This window comes from Vibrio sp. KUL80 (assembly GCF_059725495.1).
In genome coordinates this window covers 1,048,307-1,073,703 of sequence record NZ_AP045841.1, presented here as the reverse complement: position 1 = coordinate 1,073,703, position 25,397 = coordinate 1,048,307, and the positions used below count along the sequence as shown (strand labels likewise).

Sequence of the window (25,397 nt, the reverse complement as noted above, 5' to 3'; positions counted from 1 at the left end):
TGCCCACTAAGGGGCGGGGGTATTGTGTTTGATATTAGTCTTTCAATATGCGTGCCAAAATGTATTTATTTATATTTATCAGCACTTTAGTTAAATTTAGTTACTTTATTGGTTAAAATTTGCTTCGCCAGTGTGCACCGTGCACCAATTGAATGAATTATCACTAACCCCAAAGTAGTAGCTAAAAGCTGATAGACTCTAGGGTGTGGATGAGATTCTTAGAGACTTGAGCAAGCGATAAGCTCGACTGCATCGACGATTTTCGAAGAGCCGCGAAGGCGGTCTGCTCATCGAGATGATGATGCTTCATCAGCAAACCTTTGGCTTTTTCAATGAGCTTACGCTCTTCTAGCTTTAGGTTAAGCGCTTCAAGTTTCTGGTCGTCTTGAATCGATTTCTCACGCACTTGTCTGGCATGAACCACCCATGCGCTAAGTTCAAACTGTGAATCATGAGGCAGCAATACGTAATCATTACCAACAGGTAAGCGATTGATATCATTCTCATTTAGTTGTTTTAGAATAACAAGAAGGGGGCGCTGTTTCTGCTTAGCGGCATCCATGATAAGCGAGAGTTCAGCACAAGGTTGCTGCCACGAAATAACGAGCGTAGCAGTGGGTTCTTTTTCAAGCATGGACTCCAACTGAGATAGCTGACAGCCCATGATTTTGTCGAAGTCTTTGGCAAGCCTTGCGCTAATATGCGCCTGTTCTGCGATAGAGTCGCAGCAAACTAAGACGGGTGTTTTTGGCATACGATTTTCCTAACATAGTGTTCCTTCACTCGTTAGACCATCGCAATATGTGTGCCAAAGTGTTTTTGCTTTTGATTCGGCGCTGTCCCAGTCACCAGAAAGTGTAAACAGAGCGATCGTCAGCGTACTGATGATGGTGTTCGCCATCATGTCTTGCTCATCTTCACCGGTTCCCAGTGGACAAGGAATCACGGGCTCGGTGGTCATTGTCTCTTCTACGTAATGAGAGTTCACTTTACCATCTTCCGCCCACCAGATGGTTTGGCTGACCTTAGGGTTGTATTCCGTCTCACCAGATTGACCTTTAAACGATACCGTTCGCTGAGTCTGCTCCGACTGTAAGTGAACTAACGATTCAACCTTGGCATGCAGCTCTTGAAACCCTGGGTGGAAGCTACCTCGCAGTGCAAACGGTGCATTTGCTGGGTTGAGCGCCCTTGCAACGGTATTGATCGGCGTTCTAAGACCGTAGCGATGCTTCCAATCGAGCATCACTTTTACCTGAGGCAGGAAGTTATCTAAGGGTAGATACGCGATGTTGAATTGCTCTAGCAGGGTTTTCGCCTCATCTAGGCTAGCTGCGGTGTTGATATTGAGATGACCAAGAAAATCACGGGCATGCAGACGATTGTGCATCTTGTCTAAGTCACCATGCAGCAAAATCTTCACCCCATTGTCTGCCAGAATTTTGGCTGCGACTAGATGCCACGGTAAGCCTGAAGTTTGTCCTGTGCGTTTGCCCGCATAAAGCGGCCAATCAAGGTCGGCAAACTGCTGTTGGGTACTCTTAAGAGCTTGCACGAAACCCGCGATCTCTTCTGGCGTCTCATCGCGAACGCGGATGAGCATCATCAGCATGGCCATTTGATCATCGCCAACCTCACCAGCCAGATAGGCTTGCATTACTTCTCTGGCTTGAGTTTGTGTGAGTGGACCTCGTCCTCGAGAACCGCGACCCACGGTACGTATACATTCTTGAATTAACGACACATCCTCTCCTACTTCTTGTGTCTGACCGCGACTATGCGCTAATTGTAACGACTATGCTCTGCTTATAATGACTATGCTCCGCTTATAATAACAAGGCTAAGCAACGGCATACTCCTGCGCCACATCGAGAAGCTCCTGACGAATCGATACCACTTCACCGATGATCATCAAAGCAGGGCTCAAGCCGCGAAGCTGGTCAGCTATCTGATTTAACTGTGATAATTCGAAAGTATATACTTCCTGCTCTGGGCTACAACCTTTACCAATAATCGCTACTGGCGTATTTGGGCTTAACCCTGAGTCTAGCAGTCCTGTTTGTATCTCTCGGCTTTTTTCGAGCCCCATATAGCACACTAAGGTCTGGCCTTGAGTAATTAACGACGACCAAGCAGGGAGCGCACCAGAGACGACATTCCCCGTGACTAAGGTGACGCTTCGTGCCACCTTACGGTGGGTGAGCGGTATCAAAGCACTAGAAGAGCAGCCAAGCGCTGCGGTAATGCCAGGAATGACTTCAAACGGGATGTTGGCCGACTTCAGCGCTAGTGCTTCTTCGCCACCACGACCGAACACAAACGGGTCGCCCCCTTTCAGTCTCACGGCACGATAGCCTTTTTGACCGCAGTCTTTGAGGATCTCATTGATTGACTCTTGATTAAGGCTTGGCATCCCACAACGTTTACCCACATAGAAACGCAGTGTCGATGCTGGAATAAGATCCAATATCGACTGACTGACTAAGCGGTCATAAACCACGATATCCGCGTTTTGAATTCGCTTATGCGCGGCCATGGTCAATAAGTCAGGGTCACCTGGCCCTGCACCAACAATCGATACAAACCCTTTGCCACCCTTGCGTGGCAGTTCATCAATAAACCCTACATCTTGCTGTTGATGAGGACGGTATGCTTGCTCATTCCTTTGAGTGTTCATCCTACGTCTCCTTACTTCACAACGACATCAATTTGTTCTGACTGTTGGTGATGCTGATTCACCAACTTCTCTACTTCTGGTAGGCACGAACCACAGTTACTTCCGCATTTAAGCTGCCCTTGTAACTGGGCTACAGTGGTGTGGTTTTGCGTTTGCATCGCATCGACAATCTGCTTTTCTGTGACTCTAAAACAGCTGCAAACGAGCTTACTCGCCGCTTCGGTCTGAATCCCTTTCAGAGTTTTAGAAAGCGAAAACGGCTGACCAATAAGTTGTGTAATTTGCGCTACATCAGCGTCAAACGCCTTATTTTCGACTTGAACAAAGCTCTTCACCGTGAGAGCCGCGTCATTGGCACAGCTTAGCGTTACCCAGCCATGCTCCGTATCCATCACAAGCAGCTTGCCATTTAACGCAGCGTCCGTCGCCTGGGTCCACGTTTGTTTGCTCAATACTGATTTAGAAGCGTAGCGCCAAAGTTTACGGCTTTGACCCTCGCCTTCAGTAATCTGCATCGAAGAAAAGTCTGCGATATCACCCAGCTTGTCAGCGTTCTCGCCAATCGCGACGAAGTAGCTACCGATGGCAAAGGGTTCGATCTCAACGAACGAGGATTTGAACGCCGGTTGACCTGAGAATGGGTCGACCACAGACTCAGTGACATGATTAACGCCGCTGTCTGCACCAAACTCTCCTGCCCAGTGCATAGAGAGGTAAACGCTATGCAATCCTAAGCCATCGTCTTCTTTAACACGAGCCACAATCTCTGCACGGCTTTCTGGAGCGACAAGTCGAGCCAATTGCCCCGCTTTAAGCGCTGCACGTTCTATCGAAAGCGGGTTTAGATATACCGTTGGTTCTGTTTCTTTTTGTGTCAAAGCCGGCACGAAACCGGTGCGTGTCATGGTATGCCACTGATCTCTATCACGACCGGTGTTGAGCACAAACTGATGCTGCCCTCTCGGGGCTTGGCTCAATGAGTCTGCTGGAACAATAAGATTCGCGCGGCCATTTGGTGTTGCGAATTGCCCATCTGAGAACGGACGCTTACCATCGAGCGGCCATTGCTTAGGCTGCCATTGGGCATAATCGACTGCCGACAATGCACTTAGTTCACTTAGATCAAACAGTTGTGGACTGTCACTATTGATAGAGGAGAGCTCAACATGCTCTTTGAAAATGTCATACTCACTCTCGTAGTCAAATCCATCTTCCACCTTCATTAGCTCACACAGCGCTTGACCCACTTTAGACACCGCCCACCAATCGGGCTTGCTTTCACCACGCAGTGGCAAGAACGCTCGCTGTCTCGACATCATGCGTTCAGAGTTGGTAACCATGCCTTGTTTCTCACCCCAGCCTGCTGCGGGCAAGATGATATCTGCGTACTGAGCAATATCGGAATCCACACAGATATCGGAGACAATCACAAGCTCACATTTCTTAAGAGCGCGCTTAATTTTGTGGCTTTGTGGGAGTGACACCACAGGATTGGTTGCCATGATCCAAACCGCTTTCACCTCGCCTTTTTCGATGGCATCAAACAAGTCGACCGCCTTGAGGCCAGGTTTAGTCGCCATATTAGGCGCACGCCAAATGGCTTTTACTGCATCGATGGACGCTGGGTCAAATCCTCGGTGAACCGCGAGTTGGTTCGCTAAGCCACCAACTTCACGCCCTCCCATGGCGTTCGGCTGCCCGGTAATAGAAAACGGGCCACAACCTTCTCTGCCAATTTTTCCAGTCAGCAGATGGGCATTAATGATAACGTTGCCCTTATCTGTCCCGTTCTCGGCTTGGTTAACGCCCTGACAATAGAGGGTGATGACTCTCTTTTTCGTGGCGAACCAATGATAAAACTGCTTAAGGCGTGTTCTATCTACTTGAGTTGTTTCCGCGACTGATTCCAGCGAGCATGTCGCTTGTTTAGCAGCGTCAAGCAAGGCTTCACTACCTTGGGTATGCTCAGCGATATAGTCGTTATCCAAAGTGCCAGTATCCAAACAATACCTTGCAAGCCCCATAAATAGGTCAACATCACTGTCAGACTCCAAAGGAAGATGAAGGTCTGCCTGCTCAGCACTCATGGTTTTTCGCGGATCGATCACCACCAGCTTAAGGTTTGGATTCGACTCACGCGCCTGCTGGATACGACGAAATACAATCGGGTGTGTCCACGCCGCATTTGAACCCACCAAAACAATCATCTCGGCAAGTTCGAGATCAGCATAATTAACGGGAACGACATCCTCACCAAAGGCACGCACATGGGAAGCAACGGCAGAAGACATACATAACCTGGAATTGGTATCAATGTTCGCCGTACCAACATAGCCCTTCATGAGTTTGTTCGCGACATAGTAATCCTCCGTCAGTAACTGACCTGAGACGTACATGGACAAGGCATCGGCTCCATGCTGCTGCCTAATATCGTGAAATCGTGTCGCGATCGTGTCGATTGCTTCTTGCCACGATGCTTGTTTGCCATTGATCTTTGGATAAAGAAGCCTAGCGGGTCCGGTGTGGCTGTCATCGAGCGATGAGCCTTTTACACACAAGGCTCCCATATTCGCTGGATGGTTAAGATCCCCTTTAGTCGAAGCATCTTTTGGATTACTGACACATTTTGCGACGAGGCCGCAACCGACACCACAATATGGACATGTTGTATTGACACTTCTCGGCTTCATAACGTCTCCTTTAGCCAGGCTATATCAACAAAAAGGCGCCTCTCCTTGTTACAAGAAGAGGCGCCTTTGCCATTGACGAGTTAGATTTTTGTTCACTTCAGTACGGTGATAACCATTGAGTTATCCGCTGAGCTTTTGTTAAACAAGTCAATGCAAATTTGAGTCCAACAAATAGAAGTTATATTTTTCAATAACTTAATGAGCGACGCATTCTCTACCTCACTGTTATCGCGCTTTCTAAAGCACCAAAGTGGTGCATGCTATTGTGCAAATTCTCACATACTAGACACCCGTTACATTGAGCTTTCCGTTTACACACCTAAACTGTCTAGGTTACTCGTCAAAAGGAATTGAGACATGGTTAAGCCATTTACTTATTTGGCAGCTGGTTTGATGACGCCAGCCATTGCAATGGGAGCCAGTTTTAGTGACCCTCTCACCGAACTCGACAATCAAACTTGGTTTCTCGCCGATGGCTGGGAGAATGGCTTTCCGTTCTTGAACCGCTGGACTAAAGAGCAAGCGCTATTCACCAACGAAGGCTTGACCCTAACGCTGAAAAACACCATCGATAACCACGGCTACAAGGATGTCGTTTCAGGAGAAATAAGAAGTTATGGCTATTATGGCAACGGCTGTTTCGAAGTCGAAATGAAACCGGTTAAAGCCGATGGTGTCGTGAGCGCTTTCTTTCTGTTTGCAGGCCCCTACGACCAACCTGAAGGTGGAAACGGAATTCATAATGAGATAGACATCGAGTTTTTGGGTATGAACACCAACTTGGTTCAACTGAACTTTTGGACCAACGATGACAACTACGAACAGCACAACGAGTACATCCATTATCTGGACTTTGATGCTTCAGAAGACTTTCATACTTACGCTATCGAATGGAATAAAAACACCATCAAGTGGTTTATTGATGGTGAGCTCGTTTATCGCGTTAGGAATACCGACGACCAACCCATCCCGATGAAATCAGATAGCAGGCTTAGAATCATGATGAATGTTTGGGCGACCAATCCACAAATTTCCAACTGGGCAGGCACTTACGATGAAACCACTGGGCTCGAACATTCTGCTCACTTTAGAAACTTCAAATACACTCGGTCAAGATGCAACAAGTGAGAATAAGTCTCCCGTAAATTACTGCCTGCTACTTTTATTTTGAGTATACTCTTGTTCCTGTTCATTCACTCAGAATACCTAGCGACCTATGACTGAAACTATTAAGTTCATTGCCACCGACATGGATGGCACATTGCTTGACGAAAACAGCAATTTGCCACCTACATTTCCAGAGTTTTTCCAACGACTCAAGAATGAAAACATTCTATTCGCCGCAGCCTCTGGTCGTCAGTACTACAGCCTTTACGACACCTTTGAAGGCTATCAAGACGAGATGCTGTTCATCGCGGAAAACGGCACGCTGGTGATGCACCAAGGCAAAGAACTTTATAGCTGCACACTCGATAGAGATTCAGTACCATCGATCATCAACAAAGCTCGAAGCATTAATGATGCATTCATCGTTTTATGCGGCAAGAGAGGGGCTTATATTGAGACACAGGATCCAACCGCACTCGAAGAAATCAGCAAGTATTACCACCGCTGCGAGTATGTTGAGGATCTGCTTACCGTTGAAGACGAGTTCATCAAGATCGCAGTGCTTAATTTCAACGGCTCAGCGGAACAGATTGAGCCAATAATCCGACCTACATTCGGTGACGACTTCCAGGTTGTGGTGAGTGCGAAAATTTGGCTTGATGTTATGAACAAAGTCGCCTCAAAGGGTGCGGCGATACGTCACCTGCAGCAGACGATGGGGTTCACTTATGAACAAACCATGAGTTTTGGTGATTACTTTAATGACGCAGAAATGCTTAAAGAGAGCTATTACTCGTACGCAATGGAAAATGCACACCCTGGTGTCAAAGAAATTGCGCGCTTTTCAGCACCAAGTAACACTGAGTTTGGCGTAATTAGCGCGGTATACGACTTTTTAGATAACCAGCAGTAAGGTTATCTAAGTCGCCAACTGAACAATTAACAGGGGTTCGAGATTAGCGCGAGCCCCTTTTTAATCAAAGCTAAAACGAGCCTTTCCCCTTCCCTTTCAGTTTTTCTCGCTTCCTGCCCAATTTTCAATTGTCTGATGATATAGTACCGACTCGGAACAATATCGAAGGAAAAGAAAAATGGAAAAGTTTCTAGAGTTGCTGGCAACACAAGCGAATGACGTCATGTTTGAACAGACGATGCAGGTTATTGACGAGCATTTTGAGTTCAGCCCAGTCAGCTTTACTAACGGCGAAACCCAGAACCAAGCGGGCCAAAACAATGGCTCTTGTAAGATTTTTGCTTTTGCGAAAATTAAGGAACTGGATGAGCAATCCACGCTAGCGTGTTTTGGTCAGTACTACCGTGATGATGTACTTAAAAACCCTAATGGCAACGACCACGCAAACATCCGTAACTTTATCAAACACGGCTGGGCTGGTATTCGCTTTGATGGCGTTGCTTTGACTGCTAAATAGAATTTTAGTCGGTTTATATTGAAGATATAAGCCGATAAGAGAAAGGGAGTAAGTTTACACTTACTCCCTTTTCCGTTTACCGATAAGTCTCGTTTTGCTACTTCTGCCAGCGCTCAGCAGCCTGTGCATCAGAGTCCCGAGACTCCACCCAACGAGTTGACTCTGTCGTACGCTCTTTCTTCCAGAATGGTGCTTTGGTTTTCAGGTAGTCCATAATGAACTCACACGCCTCAAAAGCGCTGCCACGGTGCGCACTGGAGACACCAACAAATACAATCTGGTCGCCAGCATCAAGGTCACCAACGCGGTGGATAACGCGAATTCCATTTAGCATCCAACGTGATTCCGCTTCATCGCAGATCTTTTCCAAAGAACGCTCTGTCATTCCTGGATAGTGTTCAAGTGACATGCCGACCACGTTATCACCCAAGTTCATGTCGCGCACTTTGCCCGTGAAAGTCACAATGGCGCCTGAGGCTGAACCCTGCGCCAATGCTTCATACTCGTCACCGACAGAGAAATCTTCACGTTGAACAGATACTCGAATAGTCATATTAACCCCCAGTGACGGGAGGGAAGAAAGCGACTTCATCGCCGTCTTTCACAGCAGAATCGAGAGGCATGATATCTTGGTTGACGGCAGCAAGCAGCTTGCCTGGTTCAAGTGCCAGATCCCACTTACCTTCTTGTGTCGCTAAGTGAGCACGAATGTCTTCAACTGTAGCAAAATCCATGTCTAGGTCGACACTGTCTACGCCCACCAGCTCTCGAGTTTGTGCAAAAAAGAGTACTTTAATCATGATTCGACCTTAAAGTGTCCTGACTTACCACCAGTTTTTTCCAACAATCGAACGCTGTCGATGACCATGTCTTTTTGTACCGCCTTGCACATGTCATAAATCGTCAAAGCGGCAACAGATGCTGCGGTTAGTGCTTCCATCTCAACACCTGTCTTACCTGCTAGTTTACAGACTGACTCGATGCGTACTTTATTCTCATCTTCAAGCGCTTCAAGCTGCACTTCGACTTTAGACAGCAACAACGGGTGACACAGTGGGATCAAATCCCAAGTTTTCTTTGCCGCTTGAATACCAGCAATACGCGCTGTCGCGAACACATCACCCTTGTGATGGTTGCCCGAGGTAATCATTTTCAGCGTTTCTGGCGCCATATGGACGAAAGCTTCCGCTCGCGCTTCGCGAACCGTCTCTGCTTTTGCCGAGACGTCGACCATGTTGGCCTCGCCCGATGCATTAATATGAGTAAATTCCGACATGGTTTACCTCAACAATTACTTAGTTAGGTGAGGCATAAAGTTACATGGACGGTGGCTCGCATCTAGCTGCTGCTTGATGATCTTCGTCCAACCAGTACGACACGCACCTGTTGAGCCTGGCATAGCGAAAATTACCGTGTGATTCGCAAAGCCCGCAATCGCGCGCGACTGAATCGTAGAGGTGCCGATCTCTTCATACGATACCGCACGGAATAGCTCACCAAAGCCTTCTACTTGCTTATCGAACAGAGGAACCAGCGCTTCTGGTGTGCTATCGCGAGAGGTAAAGCCAGTACCGCCAGTAATCATCACCGCTTGAACGCTTTCATCCGCAATCCACTGTGAGACCACGGCGCGAATTTGGTAGATGTCATCAATAACGATTTTCTTGTCCGCAAGCGTGTGGCCCGCTTCCTGTAAATTCTCAACGAGGTAGCGACCCGACGTATCGTTCTCTTCAGTACGTGTGTCTGAAACGGTTAGCACTGCGATATTCGCAGGCACAAATTTGCTCTCTGCGTGACCCATGATTTTTCACCCTATAAAAACTGTAAACGTAACGTCAACGGCTAGAACTAGCCGCCGATAGATGCCAAGTGAGGCGTCATTCCTGAATTGCCATCATGTAGGAAATGACTGACCGACTTGGTCTGTAATTGTGCTTGGATGCGCTCGATCAGCGCTTGCTCTTGAGCGTCTTCTTGTAGCAAGTCGCGTAGCTCAACACCATGTTCGCCAAACAAGCAAAGATGCAGCTTGCCCATGGCGGAAACACGTAAGCGATTACAACTTTCACAGAAGTTCTTCTCATACGGCATGATCAACCCAATCTCGCCTTTGTAATCGGCATGAACAAATACCTGTGCAGGACCGTCGTTTTTCTGACGCGCCTTGAGTATCCAGCCGTTAGCGATAAGTTGGTTGCGGATATCGACACCCGAAACATGGTGGTTTTGGAACAATTCGTCCATTTCACCCGTCTGCATTAGCTCGATAAACCGAAGTTGAATAGGACGGTCTTTGATCCAGTTGAGGAACGAAGGCAGCTCTTTTGCATTGAGATCTTTCATCAATACAACGTTCACCTTGACCTGCTCGTACCCAATCTCAAACGCACGGTCGATACCATTCATCACCTCGGTAAACTTGTTTTCACCAGTGATCTGATGGAACATGCGTGGATCTAAGCTGTCGACACTGACGTTAATGTGTGTCAAACCCGCTTGCTGCCAAGTATCCACTTGCTTCGCCATGCGATAGCCATTCGTCGTCGTCGCGACTTTAGTGATACCCGGAGTATTAGCGACCGTTTCAATGATCTGAGGAAAATCCTTCCTGAGGCTCGGCTCACCACCAGTAATACGCACCTTCGACGTACCACAATCTGCAAACGCAGTTACGACACGCTTAATTTCAGGTAGCGTCAAAAATGCCGGTCTTTTTTGACCGGGTGGTTTGTAGCCATCAGGGAGGCAGTATGTACATCGGAAATTACAGACATCTGTAACCGACAAGCGCAAGTAATAAAACTTGCGATGGAATTTATCTTCGAATTGTTGCGCCACGGAACACCTTTCCAAACACGGGAGGCGTGATCATTTCCAATCAAGCCCTTGTGACCAATCTGTCACTGGCTCAACACGCTTATCTTGAATGGTTTCATCATAAGACTTAGCGTCGTGAGCTCGGAGTTATGGCAATTAACGCTCTTGGAGCATTAACAGCGTGCGATTAAAATACTTAATAACGACGGGGTTTTCCAGTTCTCTAATCAAAAAACCTTACTTATTCGTCATTTTTATTATAGTTGAGTATCGTAAATGAACAATTTACCCTATGTTACGACAACTCGATAACATAAAAGAAGAATAAGATGAGCATATATTCATCAAATAAAGTCGTGGCGATTGGCGGGGGCCACGGACTTGGCAGAATGTTGGCTGCACTCAAAGATTTTGGCTCCAATGCTACCGGCATTGTGGCCACTACAGACAATGGCGGTTCGACTGGTCGCATTCGTGAGTGCCAAGGTGGCATTGCATGGGGAGACACGCGCAACTGTATCAACCAGCTCATTACCGACCCATCCATTGGTTCAATGATGTTTGAGTACCGCTTTAAAGGAACTGGAGATCTAAACGGTCACAATCTTGGCAACCTTATGCTGACGGCGCTAGATAATTTATCCGTTCGACCTCTAGAAGCCATTGAGCTTATCCGTGACCTTTTGAAAGTGGACGTCAATATAATCCCCATGTCGGAGCATCCTTCAGACTTAAAAGCACTGTCGGTGGATGGTAAGTGGGTGACGGGCGAAACGTCAGTTGATGAGATGGAACAAGACTTACAACGCCTTGACCTTGAGCCTTTCGTCCCCGCAACAAAGGAAGCAGTAGACGCAGTTGCACAAGCCGATTGCATTGTTCTCGGCCCCGGTAGCTTCCTGACCAGTATCATGCCTCCACTACTTTTAGCGGACTTAAGCCAAGCCATAGCAAAAAACACCAACGCAAAGGTGGTATTTGTGGAGAACTTATCTCCGGAGTATGGACCGGCAGGTCGCATGACGCTTGAACAAAAGCTGAAATGGTGTGAGCGTGCCCTACAAGGTAGAAAGCTTGACGTTATCTTGGGAGAAGAAGCGCATCCTGATATTTGTTCAGAATGGAATTGCGTCACCCTGCCGCTTGCATCACCAAACCGAGATTGGCGTCACGACCGTTCAAAACTCAAATCCGCCATAGAATCACTGTTGCAATGATCGAAATGAGCTTCGAAAAAGGGCTGTGTAAACACAGCCCTTCAGATTGCTGACGAACCCCACTTTTCGAAGTGGGGTTCTCTTTTATGAGCGGCCGTAGGCCGCGATCGCGATATTTTTGATCATGCCAAGTTTAGAAGAGCACAATGCTTAATTTGGTATCTAGACGCCATAATTTGACGTATTTGGGACATATTTAGCCCTATTTTTCGTAGATAGCTCACCACCAACGCTATCTTCTTGATGTTTTGAGCGGTAGCAGCCAGCCAACATTGCATCTGCACTTTGGATAATCCACGGAAGCGAGCATAACGGTGACCATGGTGCTGCTTAGCATCGGCGAAGCTCCGCTCTACCGTCTCACTTCTTCGCCGATATGTCTTTTTTCCATAAGGGGAGAGCCGCATTTGATTTGCTCTATCCACTGCGTCCGTATAGATGTGTCTTGTAATGACTTTCTTCATGGTTTTACTTTGCGTACAGTCATTTCGCATTGGGCAGAGTGCACACTCTTTCGGGTCGGAGTGATACTCACGATACGCATCTCTAGATGTTGTTTTATAGATGAGCTCTTGACCGTTAGGACAGCGGTAACTGTCTCGCTCTTTATTGTAGATAAAGTGCTTTTTCTTGAACGCATTCTTTGTGCTGGACGGCCTGCGATAACCGAACACGCCCAAGATATTTCGACGCTCTAATGACTCAGCGACTGGCGCAGTGAAGTAGCCCGCGTCGAGTCCAACGGCGATTGGATTAAGGTGAAATTGCTCTAGGGTATAGTCCAGGCGCTTCACATAAGGTTGAGAGTCATTGATATTACCTGCAGTGACATGGGTATCTAAGATAATGCCATGCTGTCCATCCACTGTACGGTGGTCGAGATAGAAGAAGCCTTGAGGCTTATTATCTCGAGTCATGAAGCCACTTTCCGGGTCGCTCGTGCTTGTTTTTGTATTCTTAGTTTTAGGCTCAGAGGCACGTGCTTTTAGAGGTTTCTTACCCTCTTTTTCTCGGTCTAGCGCGACATCTTCATCGAGCATATCAAGATAGGCGCTGGCGCGAACCTTAGTCACTTTGTTCGTGTGCTTATTCTTATTAGCATTGGCTTTTAGGTGCGTACTGTCAGTAAATAGCTCTTGGCCAGCAACCAAGCCTTTCGCCATTGCCTGCTCTACGATATTGATAAAGATACACTCAAACACATCGGTACCATTAAAGCGGCGAATACGGTTTTGGCTGAGTGTCGATGCATGGATAACTTTCTCTGTAAGTGACATACGCAAGAACCATCGATACGCGACATTGACTTCAATTTCTTTCACGAGTTGTCGCTCGCTTTTTATTCCGAAGAGATAGCCAAGCAGGATGATTTTAAACAGGCGTACAGGGTCAACAGGTGGGCGACCATTATCTTTACAGTAGAGGTGAGCGACTTCATCACGGATAAATTCGAAGTCGATGGCCCTATCTATTTTACGAACTAAATGATTCTGAGGAACGAGCTGCTCCATGGTGACCATTTCGAGTTCATATTGTTGAGGTGAAGGCTCTTGAAGCATATTGAGATATCCATATTTCGATACCTCTATTAGATCAAAGGTCTAGCCTGATGGCTAGACCTTTGTCAGCAGTCTGAAGGGCTGTGTAAACACAGCCCTTTGTTATGATTCCAGCTCAGCTAAAAACGACACATAAGTAGAGTGCGTCTTGTCGAGCAAGGCCAGTACTTTGTCGATTAATGCTTGGTCATGAGGCAGAGTATTCTGCTTAGACAAAGTGTCGATCTCGATAGCTAGCTGACATAGCGGCTCCGCTCCAAAACTTGCCGCGCTGCTTTTAAGCGCATGACATATTTCCGCCAACTGGGTCAGCTTATCTTCAAGCGCACCTGAAGAAAGCTGCTCTTGATATGTCACTAACTCGCCAGTAAAAATTCCCAAAAGAATTGGAATATTGTCAGATCCAATTTCTTTAGTAAGCTGATCGACTCGCTCTCGATTCATAAGTGTCATACTTTGTTCTCACTCGCATTCCATGCTTGGATTTTTCTATAGATAGTCGATGGACTAACATCTAAGTACTTAGCAGCTTGAGGTATATTTCCATCACACGCTTCAATCGCCTGCTCGATGGTACGGCGCTCAGTTTGCCACAACGGCTGTATATCCTGAGGACCAAACGACGACGTAATAGTAGCTGCGGGCTTACTTACGACGACAGGTATATTCAATGGTGGAGGTAACATGTCCAAGGTAATTTCCTTGCCATGGTTCAGCACGACCACATTTCGAAGCACATTCTGCAACTGACGTACGTTACCCGGCCATTCATATTGAATAAATCGCTCTATCACGTCCTGCGAAAAACGCACAAAACTTTTACCTTCTTCATGGGACATAAAGCCCAACAGTGAATACGCAATCTCAATGACATCCTCTTCACGGTCGCGAAGTGGTGGTAAGTGCAGTGGGATAACGTACAAGCGATAGTACAAATCTTCCCTAAAGCGCCCTTCTTGTACTTCTTTCCATGGGTCTCGGTTGGTTGCACACACGAAGCGCACATCCACTTTCTTCATTCGAGAAGAACCAACCTTCTGGAACGTACCTGTTTGGATAAATCGCAATAACTTGGTTTGTAGGTCAAGATCCATCTCACACAGCTCATCGAGGAATAGCGTTCCTCCATCGGCGAGCTCTGCCGCACCTTGTCTGTCCACCGCCGCGCCGGTAAAAGCACCTTTCACGTGACCAAACAGTTCACTCTCAATCAAGTCTTTAGGAATTGCAGCACAGTTAATGGCAATGAACGGCTTATCACCACGCTTACTCGCCGCGTGAATGGCTTCTGCGCACACCTCTTTACCGGTACCACTTTCGCCTGTGATAAAAATACTGGCTTTACTGGATGCAGCGGAGTCAATGGTACGGTAAACAGCTTGCATTGGCTGACTACTGCCGATGAAACCTTGATAACTCGGGCTGCCGGTATCATTGATTTCATCACGCAGCTTAGAGGCTTTGCGGATGGCGTTGGTGACCGTGACGCGCAGGCGGTCTGCCTCACAGGGTTTGATCAAGAAGTCTTGCGCCCCGTGTTGCATCGCATCTACCGCAATGTCGATAGAACCGTGCGCCGTCATAAAGATGATCGGCACATCGGGATTGAATTTTTTTACTGCGTCCAACACATCCATACCTGTCATGTCGGGAAGACGCAGGTCGAGAAGTATTAGATCAGGCGTCCGATGCTCTAAGCTTTGAATCGCGTCACGGCCATTGCCAACGATATTAATATCGATCCCCAGAGGAGAAAGGTACGAGCGATACAACGCAGCAACGGAGGCAGTATCTTCTACCATCAATAGGTAGCGAGACTTCGGCTCGTCGATTAAAGGTTGCATAAATCCTAGCTAACTGTTGTTTTGTTATGTTTGCTTTATAAGCATATTCGCATTTTGCAATTATTGGTTGGTAAAAACCATTTTTATTTTGCAGTTTAAAACCTGAGCAGCCTAGCAGACTGCTCTCGGCTTGTTAACTGTTTGCAATAAAGTGCTGTCTAAGTTTCTCTATTTCATCACGTTTTTCGGCTGCCAATTCAAACTCAAGGTTCTGAGCATGTTGGTACATCTCGCCTTCGAGCTTGAGTATTTGCTTCTCAAGATCTTGAGAAGATAGCGCCACATAAGCCTGCGACGGCTCGGCCACCTTCGACAGTGGTACCTGTTTGCCTTTTTTAGGCTTACCACTTTTCACTGCGCCGCCTATCTCCATAATATCTTTGATATTACGTTTTAGCGCAGTCGGCACTTTACCGTGCTCTTCATTGTAAGCATGCTGCTTTTCGCGGCGACGATTGGTTTCATCAATGGCTTTCTTCATTGATTTGGTGATGGTGTCACCATAAAGAATTGCCTTGCCTTTGAGGTTACGGGCCGCACGACCGATAGTCTGGATCAAAGAGCGCTCTGAGCGCAGAAAGCCTTCTTTATCGGCATCGAGAATAGCCACCAGAGAAACCTCTGGCATATCGAGACCCTCTCGAAGTAAGTTGATCCCTACCAAGACATCAAACTCACCCAACCTCAAATCACGAATGATTTCGGTTCGCTCCACGGTATCGATATCTGAGTGCAGATAGCGAACTTTCACGCCATGCTCATTGAGATATTCCGTCAGATCTTCCGCCATGCGTTTAGTCAGCGTTGTGACCAAAACACGCTCATCAATCGCAGCTCGCGCTTTTGCTTCTGACAGCAAATCATCAACCTGAGTCGCCACCGGGCGCACTTCAATTTCGGGGTCTAACAGACCTGTAGGTCGCACTACTTGGTCCGCTACATCGCCGTTGGATTTTTCAAGCTCGTAAGCACTTGGGGTTGCCGAAACAAAGATGGTTTGCGGCGCAATCATCTCAAACTCTTCGAACTTCATTGGACGGTTATCCAATGCTGAAGGTAAACGGAAACCAAACTCCACCAGCGTCTCTTTTCGAGATCGGTCACCCTTGTACATGGCCCCGATCTGCGGAACCGTCACGTGGGATTCGTCGATGATCAGCAAACCGTCTTTTGGTAAGTAATCAAATAGCGTCGGAGGCGGCTCACCCTCTTTACGACCACTTAAGTAACGAGAGTAGTTTTCGATGCCAGAGCAGAAACCAAGCTCGTTCATCATCTCTATATCGAACTGGGTACGCTGCGAAATCCGTTGCTCTTCGAGCAGTTTATTGTTCTCTTTTAAGTAATCTTGTCGGATAACGAGTTCTTTCTTGATCTCTTCAATAGCATCAAGAATGCGCTCTCTTGGTGTTACGTAGTGTGTCTTCGGATAGATGGTGTAACGCGCAATATCTCTTTGGGTAATCACACCAGTAAGAGGATCAAACAGGCTGATGCAGTCGATCTCATCGTCAAACATCTCCAGACGTACCGCCTCTTGATCCGATTCAGCCGGGAATATGTCAATGACTTCACCGCGAACCCTGAACTGTCCGCGTTCAAACGCGACATCGTTTCGTGAATATTGAAGCTCTGCTAAGCGAAGTAAAATGTCTCGCTGGTCGATGACCGCGCCACGCGTCACGTGAAGCATCATCTTCAAATAGGAGTCTGGATCACCCAGACCATAGATCGCGGATACAGATGCGACGATGATGGCGTCTTTACGCTCAAGCAGCGCTTTGGTTGCTGATAATCGCATTTGCTCAATATGAGCGTTTACCGATGCGTCTTTTTCGATGAAAGTATCGGTGGTCGGAACGTACGCTTCTGGTTGGTAGTAGTCGTAGTATGAGACGAAATACTCAACTGCATTATTCGGAAAGAAAGCCTTCATCTCACCATACAACTGTGCCGCGAGTGTCTTGTTAGGCGCTAGCAAAATAGCAGGGCGCTGCGCCTGTGCAATCACATTAGCAAGCGTGAAGGTTTTACCTGACCCTGTCACTCCGAGCAAAGTCTGGTGTGCCAAACCTGAATCAAGCCCATCTACGAGTTGAGCGATAGCGGTAGGCTGATCGCCAGATGGTTGGTAATCGGAAACCAAATCAAAGTGTTTTGCCATGTGTTTCTATCCCTTATCTGCAACCCTAGTATTTCAACGCTAGTCACCTAATTTTGCAACTAAAATGCTCGCTTTTATCAACCATATTTGCTATCGTAATCGCCCCGCCAAGCTCTAGCTCCAAACGTTAATCGCAAATTCATCCACGGTTTTTCCCCAATCAATCAATTATACTCTGTGAACATCCTTATTCTCACTTTTGATACTTTTCTCAAGAGCATTCGTAAATAACTGTTTATTATCAACTTAATTGACTTAAAAATCAGTTATTCACAAGCTGACAAGTGAGTAATTACTCAAATTCTGAATTGACCCCGTACAATTAACACATTTATCCACAAATTTGGTGGATAAGTAAAACAAGCTCAACACCCGCAAGGCTCGCAGAAAAGTAAAGAAATTTTTGGATCTTTTTTTCTAGTGATTTTTCAAAAAAACCGTTGACTCAAACATCTAGGATAGCTAAGATTCGCCCCGCTTTAAGCAATTCCCCCTTAGTTCAGTTGGTAGAACGGCGGACTGTTAATCCGTATGTCGCAGGTTCGAGTCCCGCAGGGGGAGCCAAATTCAGAATAAGCCGTGTCGCAAGACGCGGCTTTTTCGCATCTAAGCGACAGAAATCCTTACAGGATTTTATGCCTCAGAGCTCGCCGCCCGCGTACGAGTCCCGCAGGGGGAGCCAAATTCAGGAAAAGCCGTGTCGTAAGACGCGGCTTTTTTCGTTTTTAGCCCGAACGCTTATACTTTTCGTACAAACAAGCAAAACCATAGATTTCGCAGGTTGTTATTCACCGCTCAAAACAGGATAATATTGGGATCGGAGCTCTTTACACTTATTATTATGACCGAATATCTCTTGTTGTTGGTGGGTACGGTACTCGTCAACAATTTCGTACTGGTAAAATTCCTTGGGTTGTGCCCGTTTATGGGCGTGTCGAAAAAACTCGAGACAGCAATTGGCATGGGCCTAGCGACGACATTCGTACTGACGCTAGCCTCTGTGTGCGCCTATTTGGTGGAAACCTATGTTCTGGTTCCGCTCGGCATTCAATATCTCAGAACCATGAGTTTTATCCTGGTGATTGCCGTCGTGGTTCAGTTCACAGAAATGGTCGTGCACAAGACAAGTCCTACACTCTATCGTCTACTCGGTATTTTCCTGCCGTTGATCACGACCAACTGTGCGGTTCTCGGTGTTGCACTCCTGAACATCAATGAAAACCACAACTTTATTGAATCTATCATCTATGGATTCGGCGCGGCTGTTGGTTTTTCTTTGGTGCTCATTCTGTTCGCTTCTATGCGCGAGCGTATTGCAGCGGCCGACGTCCCTGCACCGTTTAAAGGTGCATCGATTGCCATGATTACCGCAGGTCTCATGTCACTGGCGTTCATGGGCTTTACAGGGTTGGTGAAATTGTAATGACTACCATCCTTATCGCTATCATTGCCGTCGTCATTCTCGCAGGCCTCTTTGGTGCTGTGCTGGGTTTCGCCTCTATCAAATTTAAGGTAGAAGCCGACCCTATCGTAGACCAAATCGACAGTATTCTTCCGCAAACCCAATGTGGTCAATGTGGATACCCAGGTTGTCGCCCTTACGCTGAAGCTATCGCCAACGGTGATGCTATTAACAAGTGTCCTCCGGGCGGTCAGCCTACTATCGAAAAGCTGGCAGACTTAATGGGCGTTGAAGTCGAGGACTCTGCCCACGATGCTGAAAAATCGATTAAAAAAGTGGCGTTTATTCATGAGGATATGTGTATTGGGTGCACTAAATGCATTCAAGCCTGCCCTGTAGATGCCATTGTGGGGGGCACGAAAGCCCTGCATACCGTTATCAAGGATGAGTGTACGGGTTGCGATCTTTGTGTTGCACCTTGTCCAACTGATTGTATTGAAATGATCCCCGTTGAAACCACAGCTGATACATGGAAATGGCAAATGGATGCTATCCCTGTCGTCAATATTACCGAACCAACTACAGAACGAAACGGTAAATAGGGAGCACTATGTTATCACTCATCGAACAGATTAAAACTGGCTCTCTTTGGGACTTCCCAGGTGGCGTGCACCCACAAGAAAACAAGACGCAATCGAATCAGAGCGAGATTGTTAAAGCGTCAGTTCCAAACGAATTAGTCATTCCCCTTAAACAGCATATTGGTAAACCAGGCGACATCTTGGTCAATGTTGGCGACCGAGTGCTTAAGGGACAACCGCTTAGCCAAGTGAATGCGGCATTTATGTTGCCTGTTCATGCACCAACCTCGGGGACTATCACAGCAATTGAGCCTCGCACTATTGCGCACCCGTCTGGTCTTAGCGATCTATGCATAGTTATTGAATCAGACCAACAAGACCAATGGATTGAGCTCGATCCAGTTGCCGATTTTACCGAACTCGAACCCGACGCGATTATCGAGAAGATTCGCTTGGCGGGTATCTCTGGCATGGGTGGAGCGGGTTTCCCGACGGCCAAAAAGATCCAGTCTGGCTTGCAGCGTACCGAGATCCTGATCCTCAATGCCGCCGAGTGTGAACCGTATATCACGGCTGACGATCGTTTAATGCAAGACTTTGCACAAGAGGTGATTGAAGGGATCAATATCCTTAAGCATGTCCTAAAACCAAAGCTCACTATCATCGGTATCGAAGACAATAAACCAGAAGCGATCAAAGCGCTGGAAATGGCAGCAGCTGACGAAGATATCGTCATTCGGGTCATTCCAACGAAGTATCCTTCTGGTGGTGAAAAGCAACTCATTAAGATCTTAACCAACCTGGAAGTACCTGTCGGTGGCATTCCGGCTGATATTGGCTTGATGGTGCAAAATATTGGTTCGGCTTACGCGATTAAACGTGCTGTTTGCAACGGCGAGCCACTTGTTGAACGTGTGGTGACTCTTACAGGCAAAACCTTCAAGAAACCACGCAATGTTTGGGCTTTGATTGGCACACCAGTGCAAGCCCTGCTCGATGAATTTGGCTACAAAGCAGATAAGAAATCTCAGCGCCTAATCATGGGTGGCCCTATGATGGGCTTCACCTTGCCGCATGCGAATGTGCCTATCACCAAAACAGCTAACTGCATTTTGGCGCCGACGTTTAGAGAAATAGACCCTCGCTCTCATGAGATAGCCTGTATCCGCTGTAGTCAGTGTGCAGAAGCCTGCCCTGCATCTTTGTTGCCACAGCAACTGCAATGGTATGCCAAATCGCAAGAATACGATAAATGTGAAGAGCTCAACCTAAAAGACTGTATTGAGTGTGGTGCGTGCGCATTTGTCTGCCCAAGCGAAATTCCACTAGTTCAGTACTATCGTCAAGCAAAAGCAGAGATCCGCACACGTAAAGCAGAGTCAGAAGCAGCAGAGCGTGCCAAGGTTCGTTTTGAAGAGAAAAAAGCACGTTTAGAGCGTGATAAAGCCGAGCGCGAGAACCGCTTCAAGAAAGCCGCAGACGATCGCCGTAAGCAAATGAAATCTAGCGGTGGTGACGACGCTATTGCCGCAGCAATAGAGCGAGTTAAAGCACAGAAAGCAGGCGCTGATACAACTAGCGAAGTCAAACCGGCTGTTGCTGCAGCTATTGCTCGTGCGAAAGCAAAACAAGCAGAAGCGGCGAAACAAGGTCAGGCTGAGCCTGATAACTCCGAAATGGCAAAACTGCGCGAAGAGCGCAAACGTCAAGCACGAGAGCGCAAAGCGCAAAAAGCCACGGACTCAAACGCTGTTGAGAATGACGCTGGCACTACTGAACAAGATCCTAAGAAAGCCGCAATAGCCGCTGCACTGGCAAGAGCCAAAGCGAAAAAAGCGGCTCAGCAGCAAACTGCGGAATCAGCAGGCGATGTTGAGTCAAATGAGCAAAGTGCGAAAAAAGATGCAGTCGCCGCTGCGATAGCGGGGGCGAAAGCACGAAAAGAAGCGTCTCAAGCTGAAACCTCAAGCTCAGAGAGTGAATCACCTGCAGCCGAAACGGGCGATGCAAAGAAAGCGGCCGTTGCCGCGGCAATTGCGCGTGCTAAAGCTCGTAAGCAAGCGACACAAGCTGAAGAGCCTGAAGCAGAAAGTGAAACAGCTACGCCTGAATCGGACGATCCAAAGAAAGCGGCCGTGGCTGCTGCAATTGCCCGTGCAAAAGCTCGCAAACAAGCAGCACAAGCTGACACACCGGAAGCAGACGGTGAAGCCTCTGCTCCTGCATCGGATGACCCGAAAAAAGCCGCCGTTGCTGCTGCAGTTGCTCGTGCTAAAGCCCGCAAACAAGCAGCACAAGCCGACACACCGGAATCAGAAAGTAAAACAGCTGCACCTGAATCAGAAGATCCGAAGAAAGCGGCCGTTGCTGCTGCAATTGCCCGTGCAAAAGCTCGCAAACAAGCAGCGCAAGCTGACACACCGGAAGCAGAAAGTAAAACAGCTGCACCTGAATCAGAAGATCCGAAGAAAGCGGCTGTGGCTGCTGCAGTTGCCCGAGCGAAAGCTCGCAAACAAGCAGCGCAAGCTGAAACACCAGAAGTAGACAGTGAAACAGCTGCGCCTGAATCGGATGACCCGAAGAAAGTGGCCGTGGCAGCTGCGATTGCTCGAGCCAAGGCTCGCAAGCAAGCAGCACAAGCTGAAGCGCCAGAGGTAGACAGTCAAACTACAGCTTCTGATTCGAATGCTCCTGAGACGGAAGATCCAAAGAAAGTCGCGGTCGCCGCTGCGATTGCGCGAGCTAAAGCACGAAAACTCGAACAAGAAAAAAATAAGGAGAACAACTAGTGTCGTTCTTTATAGCTAGCTCTCCACATGCACATAGCCGCAAGCGTACACCAGACTTAATGAAAGGTGTGGCGCTGTGCGCTTTGCCTGGTTTGGTTGCTCAAACCTACTTCTTCGGTTGGGGAACGCTAATTCAACTTGCATTCGCTATTGTTGTTGGACTTGGTTTAGAAGCGGCAATTATGCTTCTTCGTAAGCGCTCGCCATCGCTAGCGCTTCGTGACTACAGTGCACTAGTCACTGCGTGGCTGTTGGCGATTGCCATCCCTCCACTGTCACCATGGTGGATTGTGGCCATTGGTCTCGTCTTCGCGATTGTTATCGCTAAGCACCTTTATGGTGGCTTAGGACAAAATCCGTTCAATCCGGCTATGGTGGCGTATGTAGTCTTGCTTATCTCTTTCCCTGTGGAAATGACAAGCTGGATTGCACCAAACGCTATCTCTAGTGAGCCAGTGAGTTTTGCAGATGCATTTTCATTGATCTTTGGTGGCTTTGATGCGGATGGCTACTCGCTTCAGCAGATCAGAACCGGCATTGATGGCATCACGATGGCAACGCCGCTTGATGCGTTTAAAACTGGTATTAGCAACGGCAACACGTCAGCCGAAGTCTTCGAGCAACCTATTTTCGGCAGCCTAGCCGGCGTTGGTTGGGAGTGGGTAAACCTTGCCTACCTTCTTGGTGGATTGGTTTTACTAAAACTGCGCATCATCCAATGGCACATCCCTGTCGCGATGCTTGCATCTTTGACTGTCGTCAGCGGTTTCTTTGCTTTGGTTCTTCCAGGCGAGACAGGTTCGCCACTACTGCACCTACTTTCCGGTGCGACTATGTTGGGAGCATTTTTCATTGCAACTGACCCTGTTTCCGCGTCAACGACAGTGAAAGGTCGACTTATCTTTGGTGCCTTTGTCGGTTTGATGGTCTTTGTGATCCGAACTTGGGGTGGCTTCCCTGATGGTGTGGCGTTTGGCGTTCTTCTTGCCAACATGTGTGTGCCACTGATCGATTACTACACTAAACCAAGAACCTACGGACATTGATACCATGTTGAACGCAATTAGAAAAAATGGCTTAACGCTTGCTATCTTTGCCTGTGCTTCAACAGGTTTAGTCGCGGTTACCCAATACTTAACCAAAGACCAAATCGTTCACCAAGAGCGAGCTCAGCTTCAAGCCACGCTCAATGAGGTGATCCCTCATGAACTGCACGATAATGAACTGTATGCTGCTTGTACCTTAGTAAGTGACCCAGCACTGGGTACCAATCAGGCACAACCTGTCTACATTGCAACTGTCAACAATGAACCGACGGCACTGGCCATCGAGACTATTGCACCAGACGGCTACAACGGTGCAATAAAGCTGATTATCGGCCTAGACACTACTGGTACTATTCTTGGTACACGAGTATTAGCGCATCAAGAAACGCCGGGGCTGGGTGATAAAATCGACCTTAGAATTACCGATTGGATTCTTGGTTTTGCGGGTAAGCAAGTCACTGAAGACAATCAAGGGGATTGGGCAGTTCGCAAAGATGGCGGACAGTTTGATTCCTTTACCGGTGCAACCATCACGCCGCGTGCGGTGGTTAAAGCCGTAAAAAACACCGTGGAATACGTGAACACCAATCGCGATTCCATTCTAAGCCAACCGCTTAATTGTGGAGGTGAATAATGGCAACGTCTAAAGAACTGCTAAAAAACGGAATGTGGGATAACAACCCTGCCCTCGTCCAGCTGCTGGGTCTGTGCCCACTGCTAGCCGTATCATCAACCGTGACCAACGCGCTTGGTTTGGGCTTGGCGACGCTTTTGGTACTGGTTGGTTCAAACGTTACTGTTTCGTTGGTGCGAGACTATGTGCCAAAAGAAGTCCGTATTCCAGTCTTTGTGATGATTATTGCAGCGCTGGTAACCTGCGTTCAGCTACTAATGAATGCTTACGCTTACGGCCTCTACTTGTCGCTGGGTATCTTCATTCCCCTAATCGTAACCAACTGTATCATTATTGGTCGTGCAGAAGCCTTTGCTTCCAAGAACGCGGTTGGTCCAGCGGCACTGGATGGTTTCTGGATGGGTATGGGCATGACCTCTGCTCTGGTCGTCCTTGGCGCAATGCGTGAGCTGATTGGTAACGGGACGTTATTTGATGGTGCCGACCTCTTGCTTGGTGATTGGGCAGCAGCGCTTCGCATTGAAGTATTCCAATTTGATAGCCAGTTCTTGTTGGCACTATTGCCACCAGGCGCGTTTATCGGCGTCGGCTTCTTGATTGCCCTTAAGAACGTTATCGATAAGCAAATCGAGCAGCGCCAACCAAAACAAGAAAAACCAGAGATTGAACGCGTACGCGTCACCAACTAAAGCTTTTCATGCCCGATGTTTTCGGGCATTTTTATAATAAAAACATACTGGATACTCAGACACTGAGTACAAGCAATCAGCGGAAGAATTAGTCAGCAAATGAACAACACCAAAAGAAAAGAGATTCTAGAGCGGCTTCGCGAGAACAATCCCAATCCAGAGACAGAGCTTAACTGGAGCTCACCATTTGAACTGCTCATCGCCGTTCTCCTCTCTGCGCAGGCAACCGACGTCAGTGTGAACAAAGCTACAGATAAACTCTATCCGGTCGCGAATACACCAGAAGCCATGCTGGCGCTGGGCGTAGATGGCGTCAAAGAGTACATCAAGACTATTGGCCTGTTTAATTCAAAAGCCGAAAACGTCATCAAGACCTGCAAGATCCTTATTGAAAAACACGGCAGTGAAGTTCCAGAAAACCGCGAAGCATTAGAAGCCCTACCCGGCGTAGGACGCAAAACCGCAAACGTAGTACTCAACACCGCCTTTGGCTGGCCAACAATCGCGGTAGACACCCACATCTACCGCGTCTCAAACCGCACTAAGTTCGCGATGGGTAAAACCGTCGACGATGTGGAAGAAAAGCTACTCAAAGTCGTTCCAAAAGAATTTAAACTTGATGTGCACCATTGGTTGATCCTTCACGGACGCTATACCTGTGTCGCTCGCAAACCGCGCTGCGGCAGCTGCATTATTGAAGATTTATGTGAGTTCAAAGATAAAGTCTATCCAGACAATTAATATTAAG

At 47.6% G+C, this 25,397-nt stretch carries 24 protein-coding genes, 1 tRNA gene and 1 riboswitch; of the genes, 12 read left to right on the top strand and 13 right to left on the bottom strand.

What is annotated here, in order from left to right; all coding sequences use genetic code 11:
• Nucleotides 1–181: 181 nt before the first annotated feature.
• From AC6I8U_RS04970 to AC6I8U_RS04955, 4 genes are all read right to left on the bottom strand, one after another.
• The gene (locus tag AC6I8U_RS04970) at nucleotides 182–754 is read right to left on the bottom strand and encodes an ANTAR domain-containing response regulator (protein WP_498017885.1); all 573 of its coding nucleotides are present in this window, start codon (nucleotides 752–754) and stop codon (nucleotides 182–184) included.
• Nucleotides 755–763: 9 nt separating this feature from the next.
• Nucleotides 764–1,744, bottom strand: coding sequence for a glycosyl transferase family protein (locus tag AC6I8U_RS04965; RefSeq protein ID WP_498017884.1), 981 nt, complete (start codon nucleotides 1,742–1,744; stop codon nucleotides 764–766).
• A gap of 96 nt (nucleotides 1,745–1,840) precedes the next feature.
• Nucleotides 1,841–2,677 (bottom strand): uroporphyrinogen-III C-methyltransferase, encoded by an 837-nt coding sequence (cobA, locus tag AC6I8U_RS04960; protein WP_498017883.1) that lies wholly within the window; start codon nucleotides 2,675–2,677, stop codon nucleotides 1,841–1,843.
• 11 nt (nucleotides 2,678–2,688) lie between these two features.
• On the bottom strand, nucleotides 2,689–5,367 hold the full coding sequence (locus tag AC6I8U_RS04955) for a nitrate reductase (RefSeq protein ID WP_498017882.1): 2,679 nt from the start codon (nucleotides 5,365–5,367) through the stop codon (nucleotides 2,689–2,691).
• 357 nt (nucleotides 5,368–5,724) lie between these two features.
• Between AC6I8U_RS04955 and AC6I8U_RS04950 the strand changes: the two genes are divergently transcribed.
• The 3 genes from AC6I8U_RS04950 to AC6I8U_RS04940 all read left to right on the top strand — a co-directional run bounded on the left by AC6I8U_RS04950 (nucleotide 5,725) and on the right by AC6I8U_RS04940 (nucleotide 7,904).
• Nucleotides 5,725–6,495: a family 16 glycosylhydrolase gene (locus AC6I8U_RS04950; protein WP_498017881.1), complete on the top strand. Its 771-nt coding sequence runs from the start codon at nucleotides 5,725–5,727 to the stop codon at nucleotides 6,493–6,495.
• 88 nt (nucleotides 6,496–6,583) lie between these two features.
• Entirely contained in the window at nucleotides 6,584–7,387 is an 804-nt protein-coding gene (locus tag AC6I8U_RS04945; RefSeq protein WP_498017880.1) for an HAD family hydrolase, read from the top strand.
• A 178-nt stretch (nucleotides 7,388–7,565) separates the two neighbouring features.
• Entirely contained in the window at nucleotides 7,566–7,904 is a 339-nt protein-coding gene (locus tag AC6I8U_RS04940; protein ID WP_498017879.1) for a HopJ type III effector protein, read from the top strand.
• A gap of 97 nt (nucleotides 7,905–8,001) precedes the next feature.
• Here AC6I8U_RS04940 and moaE read toward each other — a convergent pair whose 3' ends face one another.
• The 5 genes from moaE to moaA form a co-directional block, all read right to left on the bottom strand.
• Complete coding sequence (gene moaE, locus AC6I8U_RS04935) at nucleotides 8,002–8,457, bottom strand: molybdopterin synthase catalytic subunit MoaE (protein ID WP_498017878.1); 456 nt, start codon at nucleotides 8,455–8,457, stop codon at nucleotides 8,002–8,004.
• A gap of 1 nt (nucleotide 8,458) precedes the next feature.
• The gene (gene moaD, locus AC6I8U_RS04930; RefSeq protein WP_234495478.1) at nucleotides 8,459–8,704 is read right to left on the bottom strand and encodes a molybdopterin synthase sulfur carrier subunit; all 246 of its coding nucleotides are present in this window, start codon (nucleotides 8,702–8,704) and stop codon (nucleotides 8,459–8,461) included.
• The gene (gene moaC, locus AC6I8U_RS04925; RefSeq protein ID WP_128648620.1) at nucleotides 8,701–9,180 is read right to left on the bottom strand and encodes a cyclic pyranopterin monophosphate synthase MoaC; all 480 of its coding nucleotides are present in this window, start codon (nucleotides 9,178–9,180) and stop codon (nucleotides 8,701–8,703) included. Before moaC ends, moaD begins: the two co-directional genes overlap by 4 nt.
• A gap of 15 nt (nucleotides 9,181–9,195) precedes the next feature.
• Nucleotides 9,196–9,708 (bottom strand): molybdenum cofactor biosynthesis protein B, encoded by a 513-nt coding sequence (gene moaB, locus AC6I8U_RS04920; RefSeq protein WP_042476651.1) that lies wholly within the window; start codon nucleotides 9,706–9,708, stop codon nucleotides 9,196–9,198.
• A 47-nt stretch (nucleotides 9,709–9,755) separates the two neighbouring features.
• Nucleotides 9,756–10,745 carry a GTP 3',8-cyclase MoaA gene (gene moaA / locus AC6I8U_RS04915; RefSeq protein ID WP_394151727.1) on the bottom strand — a complete coding sequence of 330 codons (990 nt, stop codon included), beginning with the start codon at nucleotides 10,743–10,745 and terminating at the stop codon, nucleotides 9,756–9,758.
• A riboswitch (molybdenum cofactor riboswitch) is annotated at nucleotides 10,734–10,883 on the bottom strand. Its footprint overlaps the gene before it by 12 nt.
• Before the next feature lie 170 nt (nucleotides 10,884–11,053).
• Between moaA and AC6I8U_RS04910 the strand changes: the two genes are divergently transcribed.
• Complete coding sequence (locus AC6I8U_RS04910; RefSeq protein WP_498017877.1) at nucleotides 11,054–11,941, top strand: YvcK family protein; 888 nt, start codon at nucleotides 11,054–11,056, stop codon at nucleotides 11,939–11,941.
• Nucleotides 11,942–12,063: 122 nt separating this feature from the next.
• On the opposite strand, the gene AC6I8U_RS04905 is transcribed toward AC6I8U_RS04910, so the two are convergent.
• The 4 genes from AC6I8U_RS04905 to uvrB form a co-directional block, all read right to left on the bottom strand.
• A complete protein-coding gene (locus AC6I8U_RS04905; RefSeq protein ID WP_498017876.1) occupies nucleotides 12,064–13,500 on the bottom strand; it encodes an IS1182 family transposase in 1,437 nt (478 codons plus the stop codon).
• A 102-nt stretch (nucleotides 13,501–13,602) separates the two neighbouring features.
• Nucleotides 13,603–13,953, bottom strand: coding sequence for an Hpt domain-containing protein (locus tag AC6I8U_RS04900; protein ID WP_498017875.1), 351 nt, complete (start codon nucleotides 13,951–13,953; stop codon nucleotides 13,603–13,605).
• A complete protein-coding gene (gene luxO, locus AC6I8U_RS04895) occupies nucleotides 13,950–15,344 on the bottom strand; it encodes a quorum-sensing sigma-54 dependent transcriptional regulator LuxO (RefSeq protein WP_234495474.1) in 1,395 nt (464 codons plus the stop codon). The genes AC6I8U_RS04900 and luxO overlap by 4 nt, the downstream gene beginning before the upstream one ends.
• Nucleotides 15,345–15,477: 133 nt before the next feature.
• A complete protein-coding gene (uvrB, locus tag AC6I8U_RS04890) occupies nucleotides 15,478–17,508 on the bottom strand; it encodes an excinuclease ABC subunit UvrB (protein WP_252011615.1) in 2,031 nt (676 codons plus the stop codon).
• Between the two features lie 488 nt (nucleotides 17,509–17,996).
• Here uvrB and AC6I8U_RS04885 point away from each other — a divergent pair.
• The 8 genes from AC6I8U_RS04885 (at nucleotide 17,997) to nth (ending at nucleotide 25,390) form a co-directional block, all read left to right on the top strand.
• Nucleotides 17,997–18,072 (top strand) — tRNA-Asn (locus AC6I8U_RS04885).
• Nucleotides 18,073–18,349: 277 nt separating this feature from the next.
• Entirely contained in the window at nucleotides 18,350–18,931 is a 582-nt protein-coding gene (gene rsxA, locus AC6I8U_RS04880; protein ID WP_042476631.1) for an electron transport complex subunit RsxA, read from the top strand.
• Nucleotides 18,931–19,512 carry an electron transport complex subunit RsxB gene (rsxB, locus tag AC6I8U_RS04875; protein WP_498017874.1) on the top strand — a complete coding sequence of 194 codons (582 nt, stop codon included), beginning with the start codon at nucleotides 18,931–18,933 and terminating at the stop codon, nucleotides 19,510–19,512. The genes rsxA and rsxB overlap by 1 nt, the downstream gene beginning before the upstream one ends.
• Before the next feature lie 8 nt (nucleotides 19,513–19,520).
• Nucleotides 19,521–22,280 carry an electron transport complex subunit RsxC gene (gene rsxC / locus AC6I8U_RS04870; protein WP_498017873.1) on the top strand — a complete coding sequence of 920 codons (2,760 nt, stop codon included), beginning with the start codon at nucleotides 19,521–19,523 and terminating at the stop codon, nucleotides 22,278–22,280.
• Nucleotides 22,280–23,326 carry an electron transport complex subunit RsxD gene (rsxD, locus tag AC6I8U_RS04865; protein ID WP_498017872.1) on the top strand — a complete coding sequence of 349 codons (1,047 nt, stop codon included), beginning with the start codon at nucleotides 22,280–22,282 and terminating at the stop codon, nucleotides 23,324–23,326. The genes rsxC and rsxD overlap by 1 nt, the downstream gene beginning before the upstream one ends.
• Nucleotides 23,327–23,330: 4 nt before the next feature.
• On the top strand, nucleotides 23,331–23,960 hold the full coding sequence (rsxG, locus tag AC6I8U_RS04860) for an electron transport complex subunit RsxG (RefSeq protein WP_498017871.1): 630 nt from the start codon (nucleotides 23,331–23,333) through the stop codon (nucleotides 23,958–23,960).
• Nucleotides 23,960–24,649, top strand: a complete 690-nt coding sequence (locus AC6I8U_RS04855; RefSeq protein ID WP_252011611.1) for an electron transport complex subunit E — start codon at nucleotides 23,960–23,962, stop codon at nucleotides 24,647–24,649. Before rsxG ends, AC6I8U_RS04855 begins: the two co-directional genes overlap by 1 nt.
• 99 nt (nucleotides 24,650–24,748) lie before the next feature.
• Nucleotides 24,749–25,390 (top strand): endonuclease III, encoded by a 642-nt coding sequence (gene nth, locus AC6I8U_RS04850; RefSeq protein ID WP_042476625.1) that lies wholly within the window; start codon nucleotides 24,749–24,751, stop codon nucleotides 25,388–25,390.
• Nucleotides 25,391–25,397 lie beyond the last annotated feature (7 nt).

Bases quoted from the DNA above. Each gene is read 5' to 3' on its own strand.
- AC6I8U_RS04905 (WP_498017876.1), bottom strand. From the start codon at position 13,500: ATGCTTCAAGAGCCTTCACCTCAACAATATGAACTCGAAATGGTCACC.
- nth (WP_042476625.1), top strand. From the start codon at position 24,749: ATGAACAACACCAAAAGAAAAGAGATTCTAGAGCGGCTTCGCGAGAAC.
- AC6I8U_RS04910 (WP_498017877.1), top strand. From the start codon at position 11,054: ATGAGCATATATTCATCAAATAAAGTCGTGGCGATTGGCGGGGGCCAC.
- rsxC (WP_498017873.1), top strand. From the start codon at position 19,521: ATGTTATCACTCATCGAACAGATTAAAACTGGCTCTCTTTGGGACTTC.
- AC6I8U_RS04950 (WP_498017881.1), top strand. From the start codon at position 5,725: ATGGTTAAGCCATTTACTTATTTGGCAGCTGGTTTGATGACGCCAGCC.
- uvrB (WP_252011615.1), bottom strand. From the start codon at position 17,508: ATGGCAAAACACTTTGATTTGGTTTCCGATTACCAACCATCTGGCGAT.
- AC6I8U_RS04855 (WP_252011611.1), top strand. From the start codon at position 23,960: ATGGCAACGTCTAAAGAACTGCTAAAAAACGGAATGTGGGATAACAAC.
- rsxB (WP_498017874.1), top strand. From the start codon at position 18,931: ATGACTACCATCCTTATCGCTATCATTGCCGTCGTCATTCTCGCAGGC.
- AC6I8U_RS04970 (WP_498017885.1), bottom strand. From the start codon at position 754: ATGCCAAAAACACCCGTCTTAGTTTGCTGCGACTCTATCGCAGAACAG.
- moaD (WP_234495478.1), bottom strand. From the start codon at position 8,704: ATGATTAAAGTACTCTTTTTTGCACAAACTCGAGAGCTGGTGGGCGTA.
- AC6I8U_RS04955 (WP_498017882.1), bottom strand. From the start codon at position 5,367: ATGAAGCCGAGAAGTGTCAATACAACATGTCCATATTGTGGTGTCGGT.
- cobA (WP_498017883.1), bottom strand. From the start codon at position 2,677: ATGAACACTCAAAGGAATGAGCAAGCATACCGTCCTCATCAACAGCAA.
- rsxG (WP_498017871.1), top strand. From the start codon at position 23,331: ATGTTGAACGCAATTAGAAAAAATGGCTTAACGCTTGCTATCTTTGCC.
- moaB (WP_042476651.1), bottom strand. From the start codon at position 9,708: ATGGGTCACGCAGAGAGCAAATTTGTGCCTGCGAATATCGCAGTGCTA.
- AC6I8U_RS04940 (WP_498017879.1), top strand. From the start codon at position 7,566: ATGGAAAAGTTTCTAGAGTTGCTGGCAACACAAGCGAATGACGTCATG.
- luxO (WP_234495474.1), bottom strand. From the start codon at position 15,344: ATGCAACCTTTAATCGACGAGCCGAAGTCTCGCTACCTATTGATGGTA.
- rsxA (WP_042476631.1), top strand. From the start codon at position 18,350: ATGACCGAATATCTCTTGTTGTTGGTGGGTACGGTACTCGTCAACAAT.
- AC6I8U_RS04900 (WP_498017875.1), bottom strand. From the start codon at position 13,953: ATGACACTTATGAATCGAGAGCGAGTCGATCAGCTTACTAAAGAAATT.
- moaC (WP_128648620.1), bottom strand. From the start codon at position 9,180: ATGTCGGAATTTACTCATATTAATGCATCGGGCGAGGCCAACATGGTC.
- moaE (WP_498017878.1), bottom strand. From the start codon at position 8,457: ATGACTATTCGAGTATCTGTTCAACGTGAAGATTTCTCTGTCGGTGAC.
- AC6I8U_RS04945 (WP_498017880.1), top strand. From the start codon at position 6,584: ATGACTGAAACTATTAAGTTCATTGCCACCGACATGGATGGCACATTG.